At 73.8% G+C, this 19341-nt stretch carries 19 protein-coding genes; 13 read left to right on the top strand and 6 right to left on the bottom strand.

Going from position 1 to position 19341, the window contains the following annotated elements:
• Positions 1-145: 145 nt before the first annotated feature.
• From VE546_RS01960 to VE546_RS01915, 10 genes are all read left to right on the top strand, one after another.
• Positions 146-1075 carry a Rossmann-like and DUF2520 domain-containing protein gene (locus tag VE546_RS01960; RefSeq protein WP_324917224.1) on the top strand — a complete coding sequence of 310 codons (930 nt, stop codon included), beginning with the start codon at positions 146-148 and terminating at the stop codon, positions 1073-1075.
• Between the two features lie 38 nt (positions 1076-1113).
• Positions 1114-2004 (top strand): pantoate--beta-alanine ligase, encoded by an 891-nt coding sequence (gene panC, locus VE546_RS01955; protein ID WP_324917233.1) that lies wholly within the window; start codon positions 1114-1116, stop codon positions 2002-2004.
• The gene (locus VE546_RS01950; protein WP_324917221.1) at positions 2001-3695 is read left to right on the top strand and encodes an L-aspartate oxidase; all 1695 of its coding nucleotides are present in this window, start codon (positions 2001-2003) and stop codon (positions 3693-3695) included. Before panC ends, VE546_RS01950 begins: the two co-directional genes overlap by 4 nt.
• A complete protein-coding gene (gene nadC, locus VE546_RS01945) occupies positions 3692-4741 on the top strand; it encodes a carboxylating nicotinate-nucleotide diphosphorylase (RefSeq protein ID WP_324917218.1) in 1050 nt (349 codons plus the stop codon). Before VE546_RS01950 ends, nadC begins: the two co-directional genes overlap by 4 nt.
• On the top strand, positions 4741-5538 hold the full coding sequence (locus tag VE546_RS01940; protein WP_324917215.1) for a type III pantothenate kinase: 798 nt from the start codon (positions 4741-4743) through the stop codon (positions 5536-5538). The genes nadC and VE546_RS01940 overlap by 1 nt, the downstream gene beginning before the upstream one ends.
• A gap of 139 nt (positions 5539-5677) precedes the next feature.
• On the top strand, positions 5678-6334 hold the full coding sequence (locus tag VE546_RS01935; protein ID WP_324917213.1) for a hypothetical protein: 657 nt from the start codon (positions 5678-5680) through the stop codon (positions 6332-6334).
• Positions 6335-6434: 100 nt separating this feature from the next.
• Positions 6435-6626: a hypothetical protein gene (locus VE546_RS01930; RefSeq protein ID WP_324917210.1), complete on the top strand. Its 192-nt coding sequence runs from the start codon at positions 6435-6437 to the stop codon at positions 6624-6626.
• 139 nt (positions 6627-6765) lie between these two features.
• The gene (locus VE546_RS01925) at positions 6766-7176 is read left to right on the top strand and encodes a BlaI/MecI/CopY family transcriptional regulator (protein WP_324917207.1); all 411 of its coding nucleotides are present in this window, start codon (positions 6766-6768) and stop codon (positions 7174-7176) included.
• A gap of 9 nt (positions 7177-7185) precedes the next feature.
• Positions 7186-7713, top strand: a complete 528-nt coding sequence (locus tag VE546_RS01920; RefSeq protein ID WP_324917204.1) for an amino-acid N-acetyltransferase — start codon at positions 7186-7188, stop codon at positions 7711-7713.
• A gap of 171 nt (positions 7714-7884) precedes the next feature.
• A complete protein-coding gene (locus VE546_RS01915; RefSeq protein ID WP_324917201.1) occupies positions 7885-8214 on the top strand; it encodes an Lsr2 family protein in 330 nt (109 codons plus the stop codon).
• On the opposite strand, the gene VE546_RS01910 is transcribed toward VE546_RS01915, so the two are convergent.
• Positions 8193-8537, bottom strand: a complete 345-nt coding sequence (locus VE546_RS01910; RefSeq protein ID WP_414720374.1) for a hypothetical protein — start codon at positions 8535-8537, stop codon at positions 8193-8195. The genes VE546_RS01915 and VE546_RS01910 overlap by 22 nt on opposite strands.
• Positions 8538-9222: 685 nt before the next feature.
• Here VE546_RS01910 and VE546_RS01905 point away from each other — a divergent pair.
• Positions 9223-11748, top strand: coding sequence for an ATP-dependent Clp protease ATP-binding subunit (locus tag VE546_RS01905; protein WP_324917198.1), 2526 nt, complete (start codon positions 9223-9225; stop codon positions 11746-11748).
• Positions 11749-11863: 115 nt separating this feature from the next.
• Here VE546_RS01905 and VE546_RS01900 read toward each other — a convergent pair whose 3' ends face one another.
• Positions 11864-14431, bottom strand: coding sequence for an NACHT domain-containing protein (locus VE546_RS01900; RefSeq protein ID WP_324917194.1), 2568 nt, complete (start codon positions 14429-14431; stop codon positions 11864-11866).
• Between the two features lie 112 nt (positions 14432-14543).
• Here VE546_RS01900 and VE546_RS01895 point away from each other — a divergent pair, with 112 nt between their 5' ends.
• Together VE546_RS01895 and VE546_RS01890 are read left to right on the top strand one after the other, a co-directional pair.
• On the top strand, positions 14544-14969 hold the full coding sequence (locus VE546_RS01895) for a helix-turn-helix transcriptional regulator (RefSeq protein WP_324917191.1): 426 nt from the start codon (positions 14544-14546) through the stop codon (positions 14967-14969).
• Positions 14970-15021: 52 nt separating this feature from the next.
• Positions 15022-15471 (top strand): VOC family protein, encoded by a 450-nt coding sequence (locus VE546_RS01890; protein ID WP_324917188.1) that lies wholly within the window; start codon positions 15022-15024, stop codon positions 15469-15471.
• 110 nt (positions 15472-15581) lie between these two features.
• Here the strand turns inward: VE546_RS01890 and VE546_RS01885 are convergent, their stop codons facing one another.
• The 4 genes from VE546_RS01885 to VE546_RS01870 form a co-directional block, all read right to left on the bottom strand.
• Positions 15582-16886 (bottom strand): sensor histidine kinase, encoded by a 1305-nt coding sequence (locus VE546_RS01885; protein ID WP_414720376.1) that lies wholly within the window; start codon positions 16884-16886, stop codon positions 15582-15584.
• 82 nt (positions 16887-16968) lie between these two features.
• Positions 16969-17661 carry a two-component system response regulator CseB gene (cseB, locus tag VE546_RS01880; RefSeq protein WP_324917182.1) on the bottom strand — a complete coding sequence of 231 codons (693 nt, stop codon included), beginning with the start codon at positions 17659-17661 and terminating at the stop codon, positions 16969-16971.
• Positions 17662-17670: 9 nt separating this feature from the next.
• Positions 17671-18504 (bottom strand): hypothetical protein, encoded by an 834-nt coding sequence (locus tag VE546_RS01875; RefSeq protein WP_324917179.1) that lies wholly within the window; start codon positions 18502-18504, stop codon positions 17671-17673.
• Positions 18492-19157 (bottom strand): SigE family RNA polymerase sigma factor, encoded by a 666-nt coding sequence (locus VE546_RS01870; RefSeq protein ID WP_324917177.1) that lies wholly within the window; start codon positions 19155-19157, stop codon positions 18492-18494. The genes VE546_RS01875 and VE546_RS01870 overlap by 13 nt, the downstream gene beginning before the upstream one ends.
• Positions 19158-19341: the final 184 nt, after the last annotated feature.

The following is a 19341-nucleotide window of genomic DNA, read 5'->3' as shown; positions in this document are numbered from 1 at the left end:
CCGCCCCGTCCGCAGCACCGCCTCCCGTCCGCCTCCCGTCCGCCTTCCGTCCACCGCCCGGACCGGCGCCCCGGGCGCCCGCGTAGCATGGCAGCAATCGTCCGGTACCGAATCCCAGCGGACTGGAACGGAAGGCCCAGCTCACGTGAATGAACACCCCTCCGGCGCCGCCGGGGACCGTCCCGCGCGCCTGGCCGTCGGCGTCGTCGGGGCGGGCCGCGTCGGCCCCGCCCTGGCCGCCGCGCTCCGGCTCGCCGGGCACCGCCCGGTGGCCGCCTCCGGCGTCTCCGACGCCTCCCGCCGCCGGGCCGAGGCCCTGCTGCCGGGGGTGCCGCTGGTGGAGCCCGCCGAGGTGCTGGCCCGCGCCGACCTCGTGCTGCTCACCGTCCCCGACGACGCCCTGCCCGGGCTGGTCGCCGGGCTGGCGCGGACCGGCGCCGTACGGCCCGGCCAGCTCCTGGCGCACGCCTCCGGCCGCTTCGGCACCGCCGTCCTGGACCCGGCGACGCGGGCCGGCGCCCTGCCGCTGGCGCTGCACCCGGTGATGACGTTCACCGGCACCCCCGTGGACGTCGCCCGGCTGGCGGGCTGCCCGTTCGGGGTCACCGCGCCCGAGGAGCTGCGGCTGGCCGCCGAGGCGCTGGTCATCGAGATGGGCGGGGAGCCGGAGTGGATCGCCGAGGAGGCCCGCCCGCTCTACCACGCGGCCCTGGCCGTCGGCGCCAACCACCTGGTCACCCTGGTCGCCCAGTCGATGGAGCTGCTGCGCAAGGCCGGGGTCGCCGCCCCCGACCGGATGCTCGGCCCGCTGCTCGGCGCGGCCCTGGACAACGCCCTGCGCTCCGGCGACGCCGCGCTGACCGGCCCGGTCGCCCGGGGCGACGCGGGAACGGTCGCCGCCCACGTCGCCGAGCTGCGCCGCCACGCCCCGCAGGCGGTGGCGGGCTACCTGGCCATGGCCCGTACGACCGCGGACCGCGCCCTGGCCCACGGACTGCTCAGGCCGGAGGCGGCCGAGGACCTGCTCGACGTGCTCTCCGACGGCCCCTCCGACCCCGACGGAGGAACCCGGTGACCGAGGCGACCGAACGAAGAAGGAGCCCGAACGTGTCCGTGTCCGTGCCGGTGCTGCGCACCGCCGCCGAGCTGCGCGCCCTGCCGCGCCGCGGCCGGCGGGCGGTGGTGATGACCATGGGCGCCCTCCACGAGGGCCACGCCGCCCTGGTCCGCGCCGCCCGCGAGCAGGCCGGCCCCGACGGCCAGGTGGTGGTCACCGTCTTCGTCAACCCGCTGCAGTTCGGCGCGGGCGAGGACCTGGACCGCTACCCGCGCACGCTGGACGCGGACGTGGTGGTGGCCGCCGGGGCGGGCGCCGACGTCGTCTTCGCGCCGCCGGTGGACGAGGTCTACCCCGGCGGGGAGCCCGAGGTGCGGATCTCCGCGGGCCCGACGGGCGGGCGCCTGGAGGGCGCCTTCCGGCCCGGCCACTTCGACGGCGTGCTCACGGTCGTCGCCAAGCTCCTCCACCTCACCGCCCCCGACCTGGCGCTCTACGGCGAGAAGGACGCGCAGCAGCTCGCCCTGATCACGCGCATGGTCCGCGACCTGAACTTCCCCGTGGAGATCGTGGGCGTGCCCACCGTGCGCGAGGCCGACGGGCTGGCCCTCTCCAGCCGCAACCGCTACCTGTCCAAGGAGGAGCGCACCACGGCCCTGGCCCTCTCCCGCGCCCTGTTCGCCGGGCGCGACGCGCTCGCGCGGGGCGGCGGACCGCGCGAGGTGCGCGCCGCTGCCGAGGCCGTCCTGGCCGGGGCCGGGGACGCGGACCCGCCGCTGGAGGTCGACTACCTGGCGCTGGTGGACCCGTCCGACTTCACGGAGGTCCCGGAGGCGCCCGGCGCGTACGAGGGCGAGGCCGTGCTCGCCGTGGCGGCACGGGTGGGCACCACGCGGCTGATCGACAACGTCCGCCTGCACCTCGGGCGGCGGGGGGCGGACTCGTGACCGGCGCCACGGGCCTGCGCCTGGCGGGGCCGCGCCCCGGATGGGTCGTCGAGGCGGACGTGGTGGTGGTCGGCTCCGGGGTGGCCGGGCTGACCGCCGCCCTGCGCTGCGCCGCCGCCGGCCGGAAGACCGTGATCGTCACCAAGGCCCGGCTGGACGCCGGTTCCACGCGCTGGGCGCAGGGCGGGATAGCCGCCGCGCTGGGCGAGGGCGACACCCCCGAGCAGCACCTGGCGGACACCCTGGTCGCGGGCGCGGGCCTGTGCGACGAGGAGGCCGTGCGGACGCTGGTCACCGAGGGACCGGACGCGGTGCGGCGGCTGATCAGGGCCGGGGCGCGGTTCGACACCTCCGAGGCCGGGGAGATCGCGCTGACCCGCGAGGGCGGCCACCACCGGCGCCGCATCGCCCACGCCGGCGGCGACGCGACCGGCGCGGAGATCAGCCGGGCGCTGGTGGCGGCCGTACGGGAGGCCGGCATCGAGACGGTGGAGAACGCGCTCGTCCTGGACCTGCTGAAGGACGCCGACGGACGTGCCGCGGGCGTCTCCCTGCACGTGATGGGGGAGGGGCGGCACGACGGCGTGGGCGCGGTCCACGCCCCGGCGGTGGTGCTGGCCACCGGCGGCATGGGGCAGGTGTTCTCCGCCACCACCAACCCCGCCGTCTCCACCGGCGACGGCGTCGCGCTGGCGCTGCGGGCCGGCGCGGAGGTCTCCGACCTGGAGTTCGTCCAGTTCCACCCGACCGTGCTCTACCTGGGCCCGGGGAGCGAGGGCCAGCAGCCGCTGGTGTCGGAGGCCGTGCGCGGCGAGGGCGCGCACCTGGTCGACGCGGACGGCGAGCGCTTCATGGTGGGACGGCACGAGCTGGCCGAGCTGGCGCCGCGCGACATCGTCGCCAAGGGCATCATGCGGCGGATGCGGGAGCGGGGCGCGGACCACATGTACCTGGACGCGCGGCACTTCGGCGCGCGGATGTGGGCGGAGCGCTTCCCCACCATCCTCGCCGCCTGCCGCGCCCACGGCATCGACCCGGTCACCGAGCCGATCCCGGTCGCGCCCGCCGCGCACTACGCCTCCGGCGGCGTCCGCACCGACCTGGCGGGCCGTACCACCGTGCCCGGCCTGTACGCCTGCGGCGAGGTCGCCTGCACGGGCGTGCACGGCGCCAACCGGCTGGCCTCCAACTCCCTGCTGGAGGGCCTGGTCTTCGCCGAGCGGATCGCCGCCGACATCGCCCGCACCCCCGCGCGCACCTCCGTGCCCGTGGTGCCCGGCGACGAGCGGACCGTCCCGCCGCTGCCGCCCGAGGCGCGGTACGCGATCCAGCGGGCCATGACCGCCGGCGCCGGGGTGCTGCGCTCCGCCGACAGCCTCGCGCGGACCGCCGGCGAACTGGAGGCGCTCCGCGCGGACTCCGGCGCCCCGGGCAAGGCCGCCGAACCCGGCGTCGAGAGCTGGGAGACGGCCAACCTCCACCTCGTCGCCACCGTCCTGGTCGCCGCCGCCCTGCGCCGCACCGAGACCCGCGGCTGCCACTGGCGCGAGGACCACCCCGACCGCGACGACGCCTCCTGGCAGCGGCATCTCGTCGTCGCCCTGCGCCCCGCCGCCGAGGGCTCTACCCTCGTCGTCCGTACGACCGACTCGACCGCCTTTCCCCCGGTCGCCCACGAGGAGATACCGTGACCAGCCCCACCCCCCGTGAACTCCCGCTGCTCCAGATCGGTTTCGGCCGCCCCGGCGAGGCGGTGAGCGGAGGCGGCTGCGGGGACGCCTGCGGCTGCGGCGCCGACACGGACGCGGGCGACTTCGACCTGGACCCGCTGGAGTGCGGGCTGGACCCCGACCTCGCGCACCTGCTGGCGGACGCCGGCCTGGACCCGGTGCAGGTCGAGGACATCGCCCACATGGCGATCGAGGAGGACCTCGACCAGGGCGTGGACGTCACCACCGTCGCCACCATCCCCGAGGACGCCGTCGCCACCGGTGACTTCACCGCCCGCGAGGCGGGCACCGTCGCCGGGCTGCGGATCGCCGAGGCGGTCCTGTCGGTGGTCTGCACCGAGGAGTTCGAGGTCGAGCGGCACGCGGAGGACGGCGACCGCGTGAGCGCGGGGCAGAAGCTGCTGTCGGTGCGCACCCGCACCCGCGACCTGCTCACCGCCGAGCGCAGCGCCCTCAACCTGCTGTGCCGGCTCTCCGGCATCGCCACCGCCACCCGGGCCTGGACCGACGTCCTGGAGGGCACGGGCGCGAAGGTCCGCGACACCCGCAAGACGACCCCGGGGCTGCGCGCCCTGGAGAAGTACGCGGTGCGCTGCGGCGGCGGGGTCAACCACCGGATGTCGCTGTCGGACGCCGCGCTGATCAAGGACAACCACGTGGTCGCGGCGGGCGGCGTGGCCGAGGCGTTCCGGAGGGTCCGCGAGGAGTTCCCGGACGTGCCGATCGAGGTGGAGGTGGACCGGCTGGACCAGATCGAGCCCGTCCTCGCCGAGGGCGCCGACCTGATCCTGCTGGACAACTTCACCCCCGAGGAGACCGCCGAGGCGGTCCGCCTGGTCGCCGGCCGCGCGAAGCTGGAGTCCTCCGGCCGCCTCACCCTCGACAACGCCCGCGCGTACGCGGAGGCCGGCGTGGACTACCTGGCGGTGGGCGGCCTCACCCACTCCGCCCCGATCCTCGACATCGGCCTGGACCTGCGCGACGAGGCGCGGGAGGAGCGGGCCTGATGCTGCTCACGATCGACGTCGGCAACACGCACACCGTCCTCGGACTGTTCGACGGCGACGAGATCGTCGAGCACTGGCGGATCTCCACCGACGCCCGCCGCACGGCCGACGAGTGGGCCGTCCTCCTCCAGGGCCTGATGGGCATGCACCCGCTGCTGGGCGAGGAGCTGGGCGACGGCGTCGACGGCATCTGCATCTGCTCCACCGTCCCGTCCGTCCTGCACGAGCTGCGCGAGGTGACCCGCCGTCACTACGGCGACATCCCGTCCGTCCTCGTCGAGCCGGGCGTGAAGACCGGGGTGCCCGTGCTGGTGGACAACCCCAAGGAGGTCGGCGCGGACCGGATCATCAACGCGGCGGCCGCGATCGAGCTGTACGGCGGCCCGAGCATCGTCGTGGACTTCGGCACGGCCACCACCTTCGACGCCGTCTCGGCCCGCGGCGAGTACGTCGGCGGCGCCATCGCCCCGGGCATCGAGATCTCCGTCGACGCGCTGGGCGTGCGCGGCGCGCAGCTCCGCAAGATCGAGCTGGCCCGCCCGCGCAGCGTCGTCGGCAAGAACACCATCGAGGCGATGCAGTCCGGCATCCTCTACGGCTTCGCCGGACAGGTGGACGGCGTGGTGGAGCGGATGGCCCGCGAGCTGGCCGACGACCCGGGCGAGGTGACCGTCATCGCCACCGGCGGCCTGGCGCCGATGGTGCTGGGCGAGGCGTCCGTCATCGACGAGCACGAGCCGTGGCTGACGCTGATCGGCCTGCGCCTGGTCTACGAGCGGAACATGGCACGGGGCTGACGGAGCCGGCGGACGGGCCGGCCGCCGGGCCAGGGCCGTCGGGACCAGTCGGGCCAGGGCCGTCGGGACCAGTCGGGACACAGCCGAGACGCAAGAGGATTTTGTCGGCTTTTGTCGTTTTTTGACGTAATGTCGCCGTATGCCCACGCCTTACGGTTCCCGGGGCGCCATGCTCTTCGGCGCCGACGAGCTGCGCGTCCTCAGGCGCGCCCTCGCCCTCGTCCTCCAGCCCGCCTCCGCCCCGGCGCGGGTGCCGGCGCCGGACGCCGACGGGCGGCGGTCCGGTGCGGGGCCCGCGGGGCGGCCGGACGAGCGGCCGGATGAGCGTCCGGAGGAGTGGGCCGAGGCGGTGCGGGAGTGCCTGTGGCTGGCCGGGGCCCTGGACGAGGCCGTCCGCGAGGCGGACCGGCTGAGGGCCTTCCTGCTGGCCGACCTCGGACGCTACCGCGCGGCGCTGCCGGGCTCCGCGTCCGGCTATCTGGCGCGGCTGGAGGAGGCCCTGGCGCTGGGCTGCCCACCGCACCCGGAGGACCTGGAGGCGCTCCAGGACCTGTGCGCCGAGCCGGCCGGTGCGGCGGAGGCGGAACGCCGCGCCGGGCTGCTGCGGCGCTGCGAACTGTCGGCCGGCCCGCCGGGCAGCGGCCGTCCGGCGGCCGTACCGCGCGCCGAGCCGCACTGCGAACCGCGCCGCGAGCCGCACCGGGCAGCCCGGCCGGGCCCCGTGCCCACCCCCGCCGACGTCTTCCCGCCCCGCCGCCGGGAGGCCCGGCCGTCCCGGCGGGCCCTCCCGGCCTGACGTCCGGCACCGGCCCCCGCCGGGCGGCGCGGACGCGCGTGCGGGCGGCGCAGGGGCGCCGGTTAGGCTGGAAGCCCGGGACCGAAGGAGGCTGACCGGCATGGAGTACATCGCCGCACTCACCCCGCCCGCGGTGATGGCCGTGGCCTTCACCGCGCTCATCGTGACGATCATCAGGAGCCAGGGCGGCGCGAACAAGGCCAAGGAGGACGCCGCCGTGGACCGCGCGCTCGCCGCGCGCGACGAGGCCGCGCAGCGGTCGGCACGGACGGACGGCCAGGAGCGCGCCTGAAGGCGGCGGCGCCGACGCCGCGGACAGCGGAAGGGCATGGGGCGGGCGAGGGACCTCTCGCCCGCCCCATGCCCTTCCCTGGCTCCCATGATCAAAGCGAAACGTCCAATATGACGCGTATGCGGCTATTGTTCTTGTTGTGCCCCGACCATTGGGAGAGCTCGAAGACGCGGTGATGACGCGGGTGTGGCGGTGGAACCGCCCGGTCACCGTGCGGGAAGTCCTCGACGACATCCGGCGGGAACGGTCGATCGCCTACACCACGGTCATGACCGTAATGGACAACCTTCGGGAGAAGGGCTGGCTGCGGCGCGAGCGAGAAGGCCGGGCCTATCGATATGAAGCGGTCTCCACCCGGGCCGCCTACTCCGCGGCCCTGATGAACGAAGCCTGGGCCGCGAGCGACAACCCCGCCGCGGCCCTTGTGGCCTTCTTCGGCATGATGTCGCCGGAACAGGTGGAAGCTCTGCGGGACGCCTTGCGCGTCGTGCAACTCGACGGTGTCCATCTCGATGCCCCCGCGGAGAGTCGTGGAGCTTCGGAGCGATAGCGTCCGGACATGCCAGAAGCCGCAAGCCCCGTAAGCGAGGTCACCGTCCGCCGGGCGAGAACCGGTGATGTGCGCGCCATACGCCGCCTCATCGACACCTACGCGCGCGACCGCATCCTGCTCGACAAAGCCACGGTGACGCTTTACGAGGACATCCAGGAGTTCTGGGTCGCCGAACGCGTCCGGGACGCCGAGGTCGTCGCCTGTGGCGCGCTCCACGTGATGTGGGAGGACCTGGCCGAAGTCCGCACCCTCGCGGTCGACCCCGTGATCAGGGGCAGGGGCGTGGGGCACCTGGTGCTGGAGAAGCTGCTGGAGACCGCGCGCCGACTGGGTGTCCGGCGCATTTTCTGCCTCACCTTCGAAGTGGACTTCTTCGCCCGGCACGGCTTCACCGAGATCGGTGAGACCCCGGTGGACGGGGATGTCTACAGCGAGCTGCTGCGTTCCTATGACGAAGGCGTAGCCGAGTTCCTGGGGCTCGAACGAGTGAAACCCAACACCTTGGGTAACACGCGGATGCTGCTGCACCTATGACCGGCCGGCGCCGTGAGGCCTATGTCCGAAAGATCCCTCCAATCCAGCCGGGCTGCCCCGGCGAAGTTCGCGGAGGGTTTGTGTTTTCCCGGGAAAAGCGGTTTGCTTTCGTCGTCAGTATCAGTAATCGGTTTTCGATGACTGACCGCACACGACGAATGGGAGTAACCGGTGGCGCAGAAGGTTCAGGTCCTTCTTGTCGACGACATCGACGGCGGTGAGGCGGACGAGACCGTGACGTTCGCTCTCGACGGCAAGACCTACGAGATCGACCTCACCACCGCCAACGCGGACAAGCTCCGCAGCCTGCTTGAGCCGTACGTGAAGAACGGCCGTCGTACCGGTGGCCGTTCGGCCCGCGGCAAGGCCCGTCCGTCCGGCGGCGGCAGCCAGGACACCGCGAAGATCCGTGCCTGGGCGAAGGAGAACGGCTACGAGGTCAACGACCGGGGCCGGGTTCCCGCCAACATCCGCGAGGCCTACGAGAAGGCGAACGGCTGAGTCGCGCGGACGAGCCGCGCGCGGTGGCACTCCGTCGCCGCCGCGCTCACCAGGCCGACCAGATCCGCTTCGCGTCCCCGTCCGGGAGGCCGCACCCACACGGCGGCCTCCCGAGGGTCGCAGGCGGCCAGGACGGCCAGGTCCAGCTCGATCCCGCCCCACTCCAGCCACTCCAGCAGGCCCGGCACCTCCTCCGCGCTGCCCGGCGGCAGCAGGAACCGCATCCTCCCCGCCGCCCGGTCCCAGGCGACCGCGCCCGTACGGAGCCCGCGCCGCCGCAGCAGCGCCCGCCCGGCGGCCTCCGGCACCTCCAGCGCGTCCACGCCGTCCGTGGCGGCCGAGCCGACCGTGACAGCCGTGACAGCCGTGCCGCCCGGAGGACCCGGGGGACTTCCGGGGCCCGGGGGGCGTGAGGGGCCACAGGTGCGCGTCCGGGGAACGGCGGGCGCCGGGCGTGCCGTATGCGTCATGTACGAAACAACTGCCGAACACCGCGCCGGTTACGCACCGCCGCAGCCGCTCCGGGAGCCGCCGGAGCGCCGCCGGAATGCCGCCGGAGCGCCGCCGGAGTGACACAGAGCACATCCGGCGCACCACGCAAGAGTGTTCGCCCATAGCGGATGCACCCGCCGTGCCCGGCATGGACTGTCAGTGTCCCGGGGTAAGAAGTCCGTGAAGAAATCCCACGTGGAACGGGGGTGCGGGCACCGGCGATGGAGCGTTGGACGGACGTGTGGGCCTGAGAGGCGTTCGCCGTCGGCGTAGTGGAAGCAGGCGGATATGTCTGGCCTGCGGGAACATCGTCTCGCACCATCGGGTTGGAACTGTTGTCGGCTGTTCGGGACGAGGGCGGGAGGGTAGGCGACTTCTCCTCCCCGCCGGCGCGGGGGCGATCCGGACGGGTGTCGGCAGTTGGAATGAGCGGTCCCCGCTTGCGGGACTAAGCTGCGGAAGGACAGGGAGGGGACCGACCCCTTACTGCCTGACCGCTCTGAGGAGCGATTAACGATGTTCGAGAGGTTCACCGACCGCGCGCGGCGGGTTGTCGTCCTGGCTCAGGAAGAGGCCCGGATGCTCAACCACAACTACATCGGCACCGAGCACATCCTCCTGGGCCTGATCCACGAGGGTGAGGGTGTCGCCGCTAAGGCCCTGGAGAGCCTCGGGATTTCGCTCGAGGCGGTCCGCCAGCAGGTGGAGGAGATCATCGGCCAGGGGCAGCAGGCCCCGTCCGGCCACATCCCCTTCACCCCCCGTGCCAAGAAGGTCCTGGAGCTGTCGCTCCGCGAGGCCCTCCAGCTCGGCCACAACTACATCGGTACGGAGCACATCCTGCTCGGCCTGATCCGCGAGGGCGAGGGCGTCGCCGCCCAGGTCCTCGTGAAGCTCGGCGCCGACCTGAACCGGGTGCGGCAGCAGGTCATCCAGCTGCTGTCCGGCTACTCCGGAGGCAAGGAGGCCGCCACCGCCGGCGGTCCCTCCGAGGGCACCCCCTCGACCTCCCTGGTGCTGGACCAGTTCGGCCGCAACCTGACCCAGGCCGCCCGCGAGTCCAAGCTCGACCCGGTCATCGGGCGCGAGAAGGAGATCGAGCGGGTCATGCAGGTGCTGTCCCGCCGTACCAAGAACAACCCGGTGCTCATCGGCGAGCCCGGCGTCGGTAAGACGGCCGTCGTCGAGGGCCTGGCCCAGGCCATCGTCAAGGGCGAGGTGCCCGAGACCCTCAAGGACAAGCACCTCTACACCCTGGACCTGGGCGCCCTGGTCGCCGGCTCCCGCTACCGCGGTGACTTCGAGGAGCGCCTGAAGAAGGTGCTCAAGGAGATCCGCACCCGCGGCGACATCATCCTGTTCATCGACGAGCTCCACACCCTGGTGGGTGCGGGCGCCGCCGAGGGCGCGATCGATGCCGCCAGCATCCTCAAGCCGATGCTGGCCCGCGGTGAACTCCAGACCATCGGCGCGACCACCCTCGACGAGTACCGCAAGCACCTGGAGAAGGACGCGGCCCTGGAGCGCCGCTTCCAGCCCATCCAGGTCGCCGAGCCGTCGCTGCCGCACACCATCGAGATCCTCAAGGGCCTGCGCGACCGCTACGAGGCGCACCACCGCGTGTCCATCACGGACGCCGCCCTGGTGGCCGCCGCGACCCTGGCCGACCGCTACATCTCGGACCGCTTCCTGCCGGACAAGGCGATCGACCTGATCGACGAGGCCGGTTCCCGGATGCGCATCCGCCGGATGACCGCTCCGCCGGACCTGCGCGAGTTCGACGAGAAGATCGCCGCCGTCCGCCGGGACAAGGAGTCCGCGATCGACTCGCAGGACTTCGAGAAGGCCGCCTCCCTCCGCGACACCGAGAAGCAGCTCCTGGCCGCCAAGGCGAAGCGGGAGAAGGAGTGGAAGGCCGGCGACATGGACGTCGTCGCCGAGGTGGACGAGGAGCTGATCGCCGAGGTCCTGGCCACGGCCACGGGCATCCCGGTGTTCAAGCTCACCGAGGAGGAGTCCTCGCGCCTGCTCCGCATGGAGGACGAGCTGCACAAGCGCGTCATCGGGCAGGAGGACGCCATCAAGGCGCTGTCCCAGGCCATCCGCCGTACGCGGGCCGGTCTGAAGGACCCCAAGCGCCCCGGTGGCTCGTTCATCTTCGCCGGACCGTCGGGCGTCGGTAAGACCGAGCTCTCCAAGACCCTGGCGGAGTTCCTCTTCGGCGACGAGGACGCCCTGATCTCCCTCGACATGTCGGAGTTCAGCGAGAAGCACACCGTCTCGCGGCTCTTCGGCTCGCCCCCCGGCTACGTCGGGTACGAGGAGGGCGGCCAGCTCACCGAGAAGGTGCGGCGCAAGCCGTTCTCGGTCGTCCTGTTCGACGAGGTCGAGAAGGCCCACCCGGACATCTTCAACTCGCTGCTGCAGATCCTGGAGGACGGTCGCCTGACCGACTCCCAGGGCCGGGTCGTGGACTTCAAGAACACCGTCATCATCATGACGACCAACCTCGGCACCCGGGACATCTCCAAGGGCTTCAACCTGGGCTTCGCCGCCCAGGGCGACGTCCGGACCGGCTACGAGCGGATGAAGGCGAAGGTCAACGAGGAGCTCAAGCAGCACTTCCGGCCCGAGTTCCTCAACCGTGTCGACGACACGGTGGTCTTCCACCAGCTCACCGAGAGCGACATCATCCAGATCGTCGACCTGATGATCGCCAAGGTGGACGAGCGGCTCAAGGACCGTGACATGGGCATCGAGCTCAGCACGGACGCCAAGAAGCTGCTCGCCAAGAAGGGCTACGACCCCGTCCTGGGCGCCCGGCCGCTGCGCCGGACGATCCAGCGGGAGATCGAGGACGTGCTGTCGGAGAAGATCCTCTTCGGCGAGCTGCGCCCCGGTCACATCGTGGTCGTCGACACCGAGGGCGAGGGCGAGGCGAAGAAGTTCACCTTCCGCGGCGAGGAGAAGTCGGCCCTGCCGGACGCCCCTCCGGTGGAGTCGGCGGCGGGCGGCGGCCCCAACCTCTCCAAGGACGTGTGATCCGCACCTCCGGCTGAGAGCCGAGCGCCGAGCGCGACGTGACGCGGCCCGGGACCGTACACACGGTCCCGGGCCGCGGCCGTGTGCGGAAGGAGCACGGAGGAGCCCCTTCCGGTCAGGGCCCGGCGCGCAGCTCGACACCGGGCGGAAGCCCCCTGACATCACCGGGACGGACCCCCGGCAGCACCAGGACCTCCAGCCGGGGGAAGGCGCTCAGCCAGGAGACGTCCGGCGGCAGTCCGGTGACGGACGCGGAGTCCAGCCACAGGTGGGTCAGCCGCTCGGGTTCGATGTGCTCGGTCAGCTCGGCGGGGGAGGCGAGGGGACGCCGGTACTCGATGCGGGAGCGTCCGCCCAGGGCGCGCAGGGCGCGCAGATCGTCGGCGCCGCGGGCGGAGAAGTACAGGCCGTCCTCGTCGAGGTGGGCGAGGACCTCCTCGGCGTACGTCCCGCGGTCGAAGCGGTGCCAGGCCCAGGCGAGCTGGCGCCGCACGTCGAGCGAGGAGTGGTCCCGGAACCGGGCGAGCAGCGGGATCGCCGCGTCGGTGCCCACCAGGGTCGCGGTGACGACGACCGCCTTCGCGGCCTTCTCCGTCAACCCCTCGGGCCCGGGCAGCAGCCCCAGGACGAGCGGCCCGCCCAGCTCCGCCAGATAGCGGGCCTGGCTCGTCCCGTGCGGTGGGAGCAGCGAGGCGACGGCGGAGCGCACCCGGTCCCGTACGGCCGGGTCCAGCTCGGTGGCGTGCTCCAGGCAGGCCAGGGCCAGCAGTCTGCGGCGGTCGGTCCGGGCGGGGTTCCTGTCGCGGTCTCCGGCGGCGACCAGACCGTCGAGGATGCGGGCGCGCTCGTCCGGGCGGGCATGGGCGACCGCCATCCGCACCACGTCCTCCAGCTCGGTCCGGTGCGCGTTGTCCACCAGCCAGGGGAAGTCGCGGGCCTCCACCAGCGCCTTGGCGGCCAGGTAGTCCTGGAAGGTGCGGTGGACGAAGTCGACCTGCCCCGCCACGGGCTCGCGCAGCAGGCCGCTGCGCTCCAGCAGGTGGCGCAGCACCTCCTTCGGCGCGGCTTCGACGTACGCCATCATCGGCAGCGCGCCGGCCAGGACGGCCAGCGCGTCCTCGCGGTCCATCTGGGCGCGGTCGTTGCGGACCATCCAGTACGCCAGCTTCTGCAACAGCGTGATCTGCGGCTCCTTGGCCAGCCGCAGATCGCCCTCGCGGGACATGCCCCGCTCCAGGTCGCGGCGTTCCAGCAGCATCGACAGCGCCGCCTCGTACAGGTCCTTGCGGCCCTGCGGCAGGAAGCCGTGGCGCTCGCGGTGCAGGGCGCACAGCAGTCCGCACATCAGCGGGTTGGTGGCCAGACGGCCGAGGTCCTGCCGGGTGCGCAGGGCGGTCAGCAGGGAGCGGGCCAGCTCCGGGGCGGCGTCGGCGGCGGCGTGCCAGCGCTCCACGAAGGCGACGGTGTCGTCGCGGTCCATCGGCGTCAGGGTCAGCTCGCCGAAGCCCTCCGAGGCCAGCCACTCGTCGCGCACCGCCGAGGGGCGGGAGGTGACCAGCCACAGGTTGTCCGGATAGGCGCCGATCAGATCGCGGAGTCGGCGGCGGGTCTCCTCGCGCTCCCGCTCGGGGATCTCGTCCACGCCGTCGACGAGCAGCAGCCCGCGACCGCCCGCGAGCACCCGGTCGGCCCAGCCCGGCGGCTGTGCCCCGGCGAGGGGGCAGCGCACCGCCTCCAGGAAGCGGTCGGGCGTGGGCAGCCCGGCGGAGGCGAACGCCCGCAGGGGGAGGACGAACGGGACGCGGCCGGTGAGCTGCGGGTGCGGTGCACCCTCCGCGTCCGCCGACCGGGCGGCCGTCACCGCCAGCCACTGCACCAGCGTCGTCTTGCCCGACCCGGCCACGCCGCGCAGCAGCACCCGGGTGCGGCCGTCGAAGATCCGGTCGGTGCGCACCGGAACGGACCGCTCGCCGTCGTCCCGGCTCGCCTCCAGCGACAGGAACGCCGTGTCGAGCCGCCACTCGCGGGAGTGGGCCAGGTCGAGGCCGTAGATGGTCAGACGGCTGTGCTTGCGCACCACGTACTCGGCGTACCGGCGCTCGAAGGAGGCGTCACCGGCGTGGGGGAGCGCGCGCTCGGCGCCGGCCTCGACGCGCGCCTCCAGCGCCGCCTGCCGCCGGGTCTGCTCCACCAGGGCGCGGGCGACGAACGTGGAGCGCTGGGTGAAGAAGTGCAGGATCTGGCGGCAGGCGGCCTCCAGCAGCACGTCGTGCAGCACGGCCGCGCCCTCGGCCAGGTCCCGGGTGGGCTCCCCGGCCGCCGCGCGCAGCCGCCGGGCCAGTTCCCGCTCGCCCAGGGCGACCGCCTGGACCTCGTCCATGTCCAGGTCGCCGAGGGCGTACAGCGTGCGGGCCAGGGCGTGGACGACGGCCCGCTCCTCGTGCCGGGGCAGCCGCTCGGCCGCCGGGAGCGGGCCGACGGCCCGCTCCAGCAGCTCGTCCGCGAGCCGGTGCAGGTCCTTCTCGTCCAGGGTGCGCTTCTCGCCCCGGAAGGAGACCCAGCCGCTCAGCCGCACGGGCCGGCCGACCAGCCCGGCGCCCGGCCCCTCCCGTACGAACAGCTTCCTGACCAGCGGCGTGACGGCGCCCGCCGCCAGCCGCGCCCCGATGGCCGCGGCGTCCATGAGCCTCCCCCGAATCTCCGGCCTGTCGGTGGAAATCGTAGGGCCGGGCCGCCGTGCGGGAGTGCGGAACGGGACACGCTCCGCTGTCGGACCCCCGTGTGACCATCGGGACATGACCACACCCGGGACGACCAGGCTGCGGCAGCTCCGGCGCGCCAAGGACCTGATGGACCGCGACTGGGCGGAGCCGCTCGACGTGGACGCGGTGGCCGCGCACGCCGGGTACTCGCGCTACCACTTCGTCCGCGCCTTCAAGGCAGCCTATGGAGAGACGCCCGGGCAGTACCTCACCCGGCGCCGTGTGGAGCGGGCCGAGGAGCTGCTGCGGTGCGCCGACCTCTCCGTCACCGAGATCTGCGTCCGCGTCGGTTTCAGCAGCCTCGGCACCTTCTCCACCCGCTTCAAGGAGCTGACGGGGATGAGCCCCAGCGCCTACCGCGTACGGCACCTGCGGCGCGGGGCGGCGCTGATACCGGGGTGCTACGCGATGCTGTGGACGGGCGGGTTCAAGAAGCGCAATTCCGGAGAAGCGGAATGAGGGGGGCGCTGCCTACGGTGAAACCACATGTTCACGACCGTGGGAGAACACCATGATCAAGGGCTTGTCCATAGCCACCGTCTGGTCCACCGACCAGGAGCGGGACGTGAGGTTCTTCACCGAGAAGCTCGGTTTCGAGGTGCGCACCGACGCCTCCATCGGTGACATGCGCTGGATCACCGTCGGCGCCAAGGACCAGCCGGACGTCGAGCTGACGCTGATGCGGACGGACGGCTCCGGGCTCGACCCCGAGTCGGCCGAGGCGCTGACCAAGCTGGTCAGCAAGGGGGTCCTGGGGGTCGGGGTGATGCGGACGGACGACTGCCGCGCCACGTACGAGGAGCTGAAGGGGCGGGGCGTGGAGTTCGTCCAGGAGCCGCAGGAGCGGCCGTACGGCATCGAGGCGATCTTCCGGGACGCGTCCGGCAACTGGTACTCGCTGACCGAGCGCCGCACGGACGGACTGGACCTGAGCAAGGAGTGGTCGGAGGTCTGCGACTGATCCCCCGGCCGGATCCGCGGCCGGTCCTGCGGCCGATTCCGCAGCCGGTCCCGCGGCCGGAGTGCCGCCGGGGACGGCCGGGCCGGTCGCCGGCAGCGGCGTCCGGCGGATCAGGAGGCGTCGGCCCGTACGGTCCCGGCGGCCCGCGGGACGGCGGCGTCCGGCGGTGACGGGGGGAGCCACAGGACGGCCAGCGCGCCGGCCGGCCGGGCGTTGCGGAGGGTGAGGCGGGCGCCGAGCACCCGCGCCTGGCCCATCGCGATCGTCAGCCCCAGGCCGTGACCGCGGCCGGCCCGGTCCGTGCTGCCCGTGCGGAAGCGGCTCGGCCCCTCGGCCAGCAGGTCCTCCGGGAAGCCGGGACCGTGGTCGCGCACCAGCAGCCGACGTCCGTCGACCACCACCTCGACGGGGGCGCGGCCGTGGCGCGCGGCATTGGCGAGGAGGTTGCCGAGGATGCGCTCCAGACGGCGCGGGTCGGTGGTCACCACGGCGTCCCGCTCGACGGTCAGGCGCGCGTCGGGCGCCAGCGCGCGCACCCGGCGTGCGACGAACTCGCCCAGCGCCACCTCCTGGAGTTCGGCGCGTTCGGCGGCACCGTCCAGCCGGGCGACCTCCAGCACGTCCTCCACCAGGGTGCGCAGCGCCTGGGCCCGGTCGCGGACCAGTTCGGTGGGACGGCCGGGCGGCAGCAGCTCCGCGGCGGTGAGCAGACCGGTCACCGGGGTGCGCAGTTCGTGGGCGATGTCGGCGGTGACCCGGCGCTCGGCCTCCAGCCGCCGCTGGAGGGCCTCGGCCATCCGGTCCACGGCGCGCGCCAGTTCGTCGGTCTCGTCGCGCACCCGGCCGCCGATGGCGTCCCGCACGCGCACCCGGGTCTCGCCCTCCGCGACCCGGCCCGCCGCCTCGGCCGCCTGGCGCAGCCGGCGGGAGAGCCGCCCGCCGATCAGCACGCCCAGCACGGTGCCGCCCAGCACCACCGCCGCCGAACCCAGCACCAGCACCCGGTCCAGGTCGGCGAGGATGGCGTAGCGGTCGGTGAAGCGGGTGTGCAGGGAGAGCACCCGGCCGTCGGGCAGCGGCGCGGCCGCCCAGACGTCGAGGGCCCGGCCGGGCTCCTCCACCACATAGGTGGCGCGCTCGCCCCCGGTGACGGCCTGCCGCAGCGGCTCCGGCAGCGCGGGATCGTCGATCTCGGCGCCGAAGGGGAGGCGGCCGAGGGACTCGTAGATCCGCTGGGCGGACACCACCCGCTCGTCCTGCACGTCGCGGCTGCTGTCGAGCATCGAGGAGCGGGCGGCGTTGTGGACCACCAGGCTGAGCACCAGCGCCACCAGCGCGCCGACGACGGCGATGGCGGCGCTGAGCTTCCAGCGCAGGCCGGTGCGCGGAACCCACCGCCGCACCACGCACCGCACGCGGCGGACCAGGCGCCGGTACGACCGCCGCCGGTACGGCTGGCGGTGCGCGCGCGGAGCGGTGCGCGGGCCCATGCGCCGGTCAGCCCTTCAGCTTGTAGCCGAAGCCGCGGACCGTCTCGATCCGCTGCTGCCCGATCTTGCCCCGCAACCGCTGCACATGGACGTCCACGACCCGGGTGTCGCCGCCCCAGTCGTAGTCCCACACCCGCTCCAGCAGCCGGTCGCGGCTCAGCACCGTGCCCGGGGCGGCGGAGAACTCCAGCAGCAGCCGCATCTCCGTCGGGGTCAGCGGCACCGGCTCCCCGGCGCGCCGCACCTCCATCCCGTCGGTGTCGACCTCCAGATCACCGAACCGCAGTGTCCCGGCGTCCCGGTCGTCCCGGTGGTCCGTGGCGTTCCGCGCCTGGACGAAGCGGCGCAGCACCGCGCGGATCCGGGCGACCAGCACCGCGCTGTCGAACGGCTTGGTGACGTAGTCGTCGGCCCCGGCCTCCAGGCCCAGCACCACGTCGATGGAGTCCGCGCGCGCCGACACCATGATCACCGGGACCAGCGACTCGTCGCGGATGCGGCGGCACAGGCTCACCCCGTCCAGACCCGGCACCATCACGTCCAGCAGCGCGATGTCGGGGCGGTGGGAGCGGAACGCCGTCAGCCCCTCCAGCCCGTCCGCGACGGCGGTCACCGTGAAGCCGTCGCGTTCCAGCGTGAGCTGGGTGGCCTCCCGGATGACGTCGTCGTCCTCCACGAAGAGCACATGCGTGTCGGCCATCCGCTTCCCTCAGCCTTCCTCGTCCCCTTCGGCCCCGGAGCCGGAACCGGAATCGGAATCGGAGCCGGAATCGGGACCGGGACCGGTTGCGGAACCGTCCCCGTCCCCGTCCGCCCGCCCGGCCGTCCCCGTCCCCTCCGGCACCGGCCCGCCGGGCCGCGGGAGCGCGCGCTCCCGCACGGTGAACCGGTCCTCCCGCCACACGTAGAGGACCACGTGACGGCCGGACGGGCAGCACACCGGGTCGCCGTCCGCGTAGACCCGCTGGGTCACCCGCAGCCGGTCGCGGTCCGCGTCGGCGTGCACGGGCGGGTCCTCGGCGGCGAAGACGCCGACGTACTGCCCGTTGGTGCTCTGCCGGTAGACGTAGGAGCCGAGGCCCATGCCGTCGTTGCAGTCCGAGACGTTGACCAGGACGTCCGGCGCGTGCCCGCCGGTCAGCCGCCCGTACGACACGTCCACCGGCCACACCTCGGCCGAGCAGGGCCGCAGCGTCTCCTTGATCTTCCGTCCGACCTTGGGGTCGGCGCGCAGCAGGGCGAGGACGTCCAGCTCGCCCCCGGTGCCCGGCGGGTAGACGGGCCGGGCACCGCTGGGCAGCGTCGAGGGCGGCGGGACGCGGGGCGCCGGCCCGGTCGCGGGGGGAGGCGAGGAGGAGGGGGAGGAGGCCGGCGGGGACGCGGGCAGCGGTGACGCCCGGTGGAGCGGGGCGTCGCCGGTGGAGGCGGCGGACGCCTCGATCCGCACACCGCCGTCGTCGCATCCGGCCAGCGCGGACCCCAGCAGCGCGACGGCGGTGGCCACCGCCACCGCCGTCCGCGCACCGGGCGTCACCGGCGCCATCGCCCGCCGCCCTTCCCCACGACCCCGTTCCCGCCCATGGCCTCGTTTCCGCCCATGGCCCCGCCCCCGTCCCCGGTCCCGTCCGTGCCGTCCCCGGCCGAGACCCCGTTCCCGGTCCTGTTCCCGGCTCCGCCCTCGCCGCGCTCCCGGCGGGCGCGTCCGTCCAGCTCCTCGCGCAGCCGCGCCAGGGCCCGGTGCAGGGTGCTCTTGACCGTACCCGGTGACATGCCCAGCGCCGCCGCCGTCTCGTCCGTGCTCAACTGCTCCCAGTGGCGCAGGACGACCACGCTGCGCTGCTTGGGGGCCAGCACCCCCAGTATGTCGAGGAGCAGGGCCCGGTCGGCGTGCTGTTCGGTGCCGTCGTCCACGCTGACCACGTCCGGTAGCAGTTCGGTGGGCACCTCGTCCAGCCGCCGCGAACGCCACCACTGGGTACGGGTGTTGAGCATCACCCGGCGCAGGTAGGCGTCCGCCAGCGACTTGTCCGCGATGCCGTCCCAGCGGCCGTAGGTGCGGACCAGCGCGGTCTGCAGCAGGTCCTGGGCGTCCGCCGGGTCGGCGACGAGGCGGCGGGCGCTGCGCAGCAGGGCCTCCTGCCGGGTGCGCACGTACTCCTCGAAGTCCAGTGCCTGTGGTGCCGTCGCCGTGGTCATGGTGCCCGCCTTCCACTCGTTCGCGCGGACCGCGCGATCCCGTGGCCCCCGTTGTGGCCGGTTCGGGCAGGGACGCTACGGAGGCGGTGTTGCGGCCCGCGGCACGGCGGGACACGGACAGCGCACGGCTGTCCGGCGATTGTGTAACGGCCGGGGCGTGCAGGCGGGGTGCGCGGGCCGGCCG

It is taken from the genome of Streptomyces sp. (genome assembly GCF_035644915.1).
Lineage (GTDB): Bacteria > Actinomycetota > Actinomycetes > Streptomycetales > Streptomycetaceae > Streptomyces.
Note: the sequence above shows the minus strand (reverse complement) of the source record. Positions and strands in the feature narration are given on the sequence as shown.

Bases quoted from the DNA above. Each gene is read 5' to 3' on its own strand.
- VE546_RS01940 (WP_324917215.1), top strand. From the start codon at position 4,741: ATGCTGCTCACGATCGACGTCGGCAACACGCACACCGTCCTCGGACTG.
- VE546_RS01935 (WP_324917213.1), top strand. From the start codon at position 5,678: ATGCCCACGCCTTACGGTTCCCGGGGCGCCATGCTCTTCGGCGCCGAC.
- cseB (WP_324917182.1), bottom strand. From the start codon at position 17,661: ATGGCCGACACGCATGTGCTCTTCGTGGAGGACGACGACGTCATCCGG.
- VE546_RS01900 (WP_324917194.1), bottom strand. From the start codon at position 14,431: ATGGACGCCGCGGCCATCGGGGCGCGGCTGGCGGCGGGCGCCGTCACG.
- VE546_RS01875 (WP_324917179.1), bottom strand. From the start codon at position 18,504: ATGGCGCCGGTGACGCCCGGTGCGCGGACGGCGGTGGCGGTGGCCACC.
- VE546_RS01895 (WP_324917191.1), top strand. From the start codon at position 14,544: ATGACCACACCCGGGACGACCAGGCTGCGGCAGCTCCGGCGCGCCAAG.
- VE546_RS01920 (WP_324917204.1), top strand. From the start codon at position 7,186: ATGCCAGAAGCCGCAAGCCCCGTAAGCGAGGTCACCGTCCGCCGGGCG.
- VE546_RS01930 (WP_324917210.1), top strand. From the start codon at position 6,435: ATGGAGTACATCGCCGCACTCACCCCGCCCGCGGTGATGGCCGTGGCC.
- VE546_RS01890 (WP_324917188.1), top strand. From the start codon at position 15,022: ATGATCAAGGGCTTGTCCATAGCCACCGTCTGGTCCACCGACCAGGAG.
- VE546_RS01870 (WP_324917177.1), bottom strand. From the start codon at position 19,157: ATGACCACGGCGACGGCACCACAGGCACTGGACTTCGAGGAGTACGTG.
- VE546_RS01905 (WP_324917198.1), top strand. From the start codon at position 9,223: ATGTTCGAGAGGTTCACCGACCGCGCGCGGCGGGTTGTCGTCCTGGCT.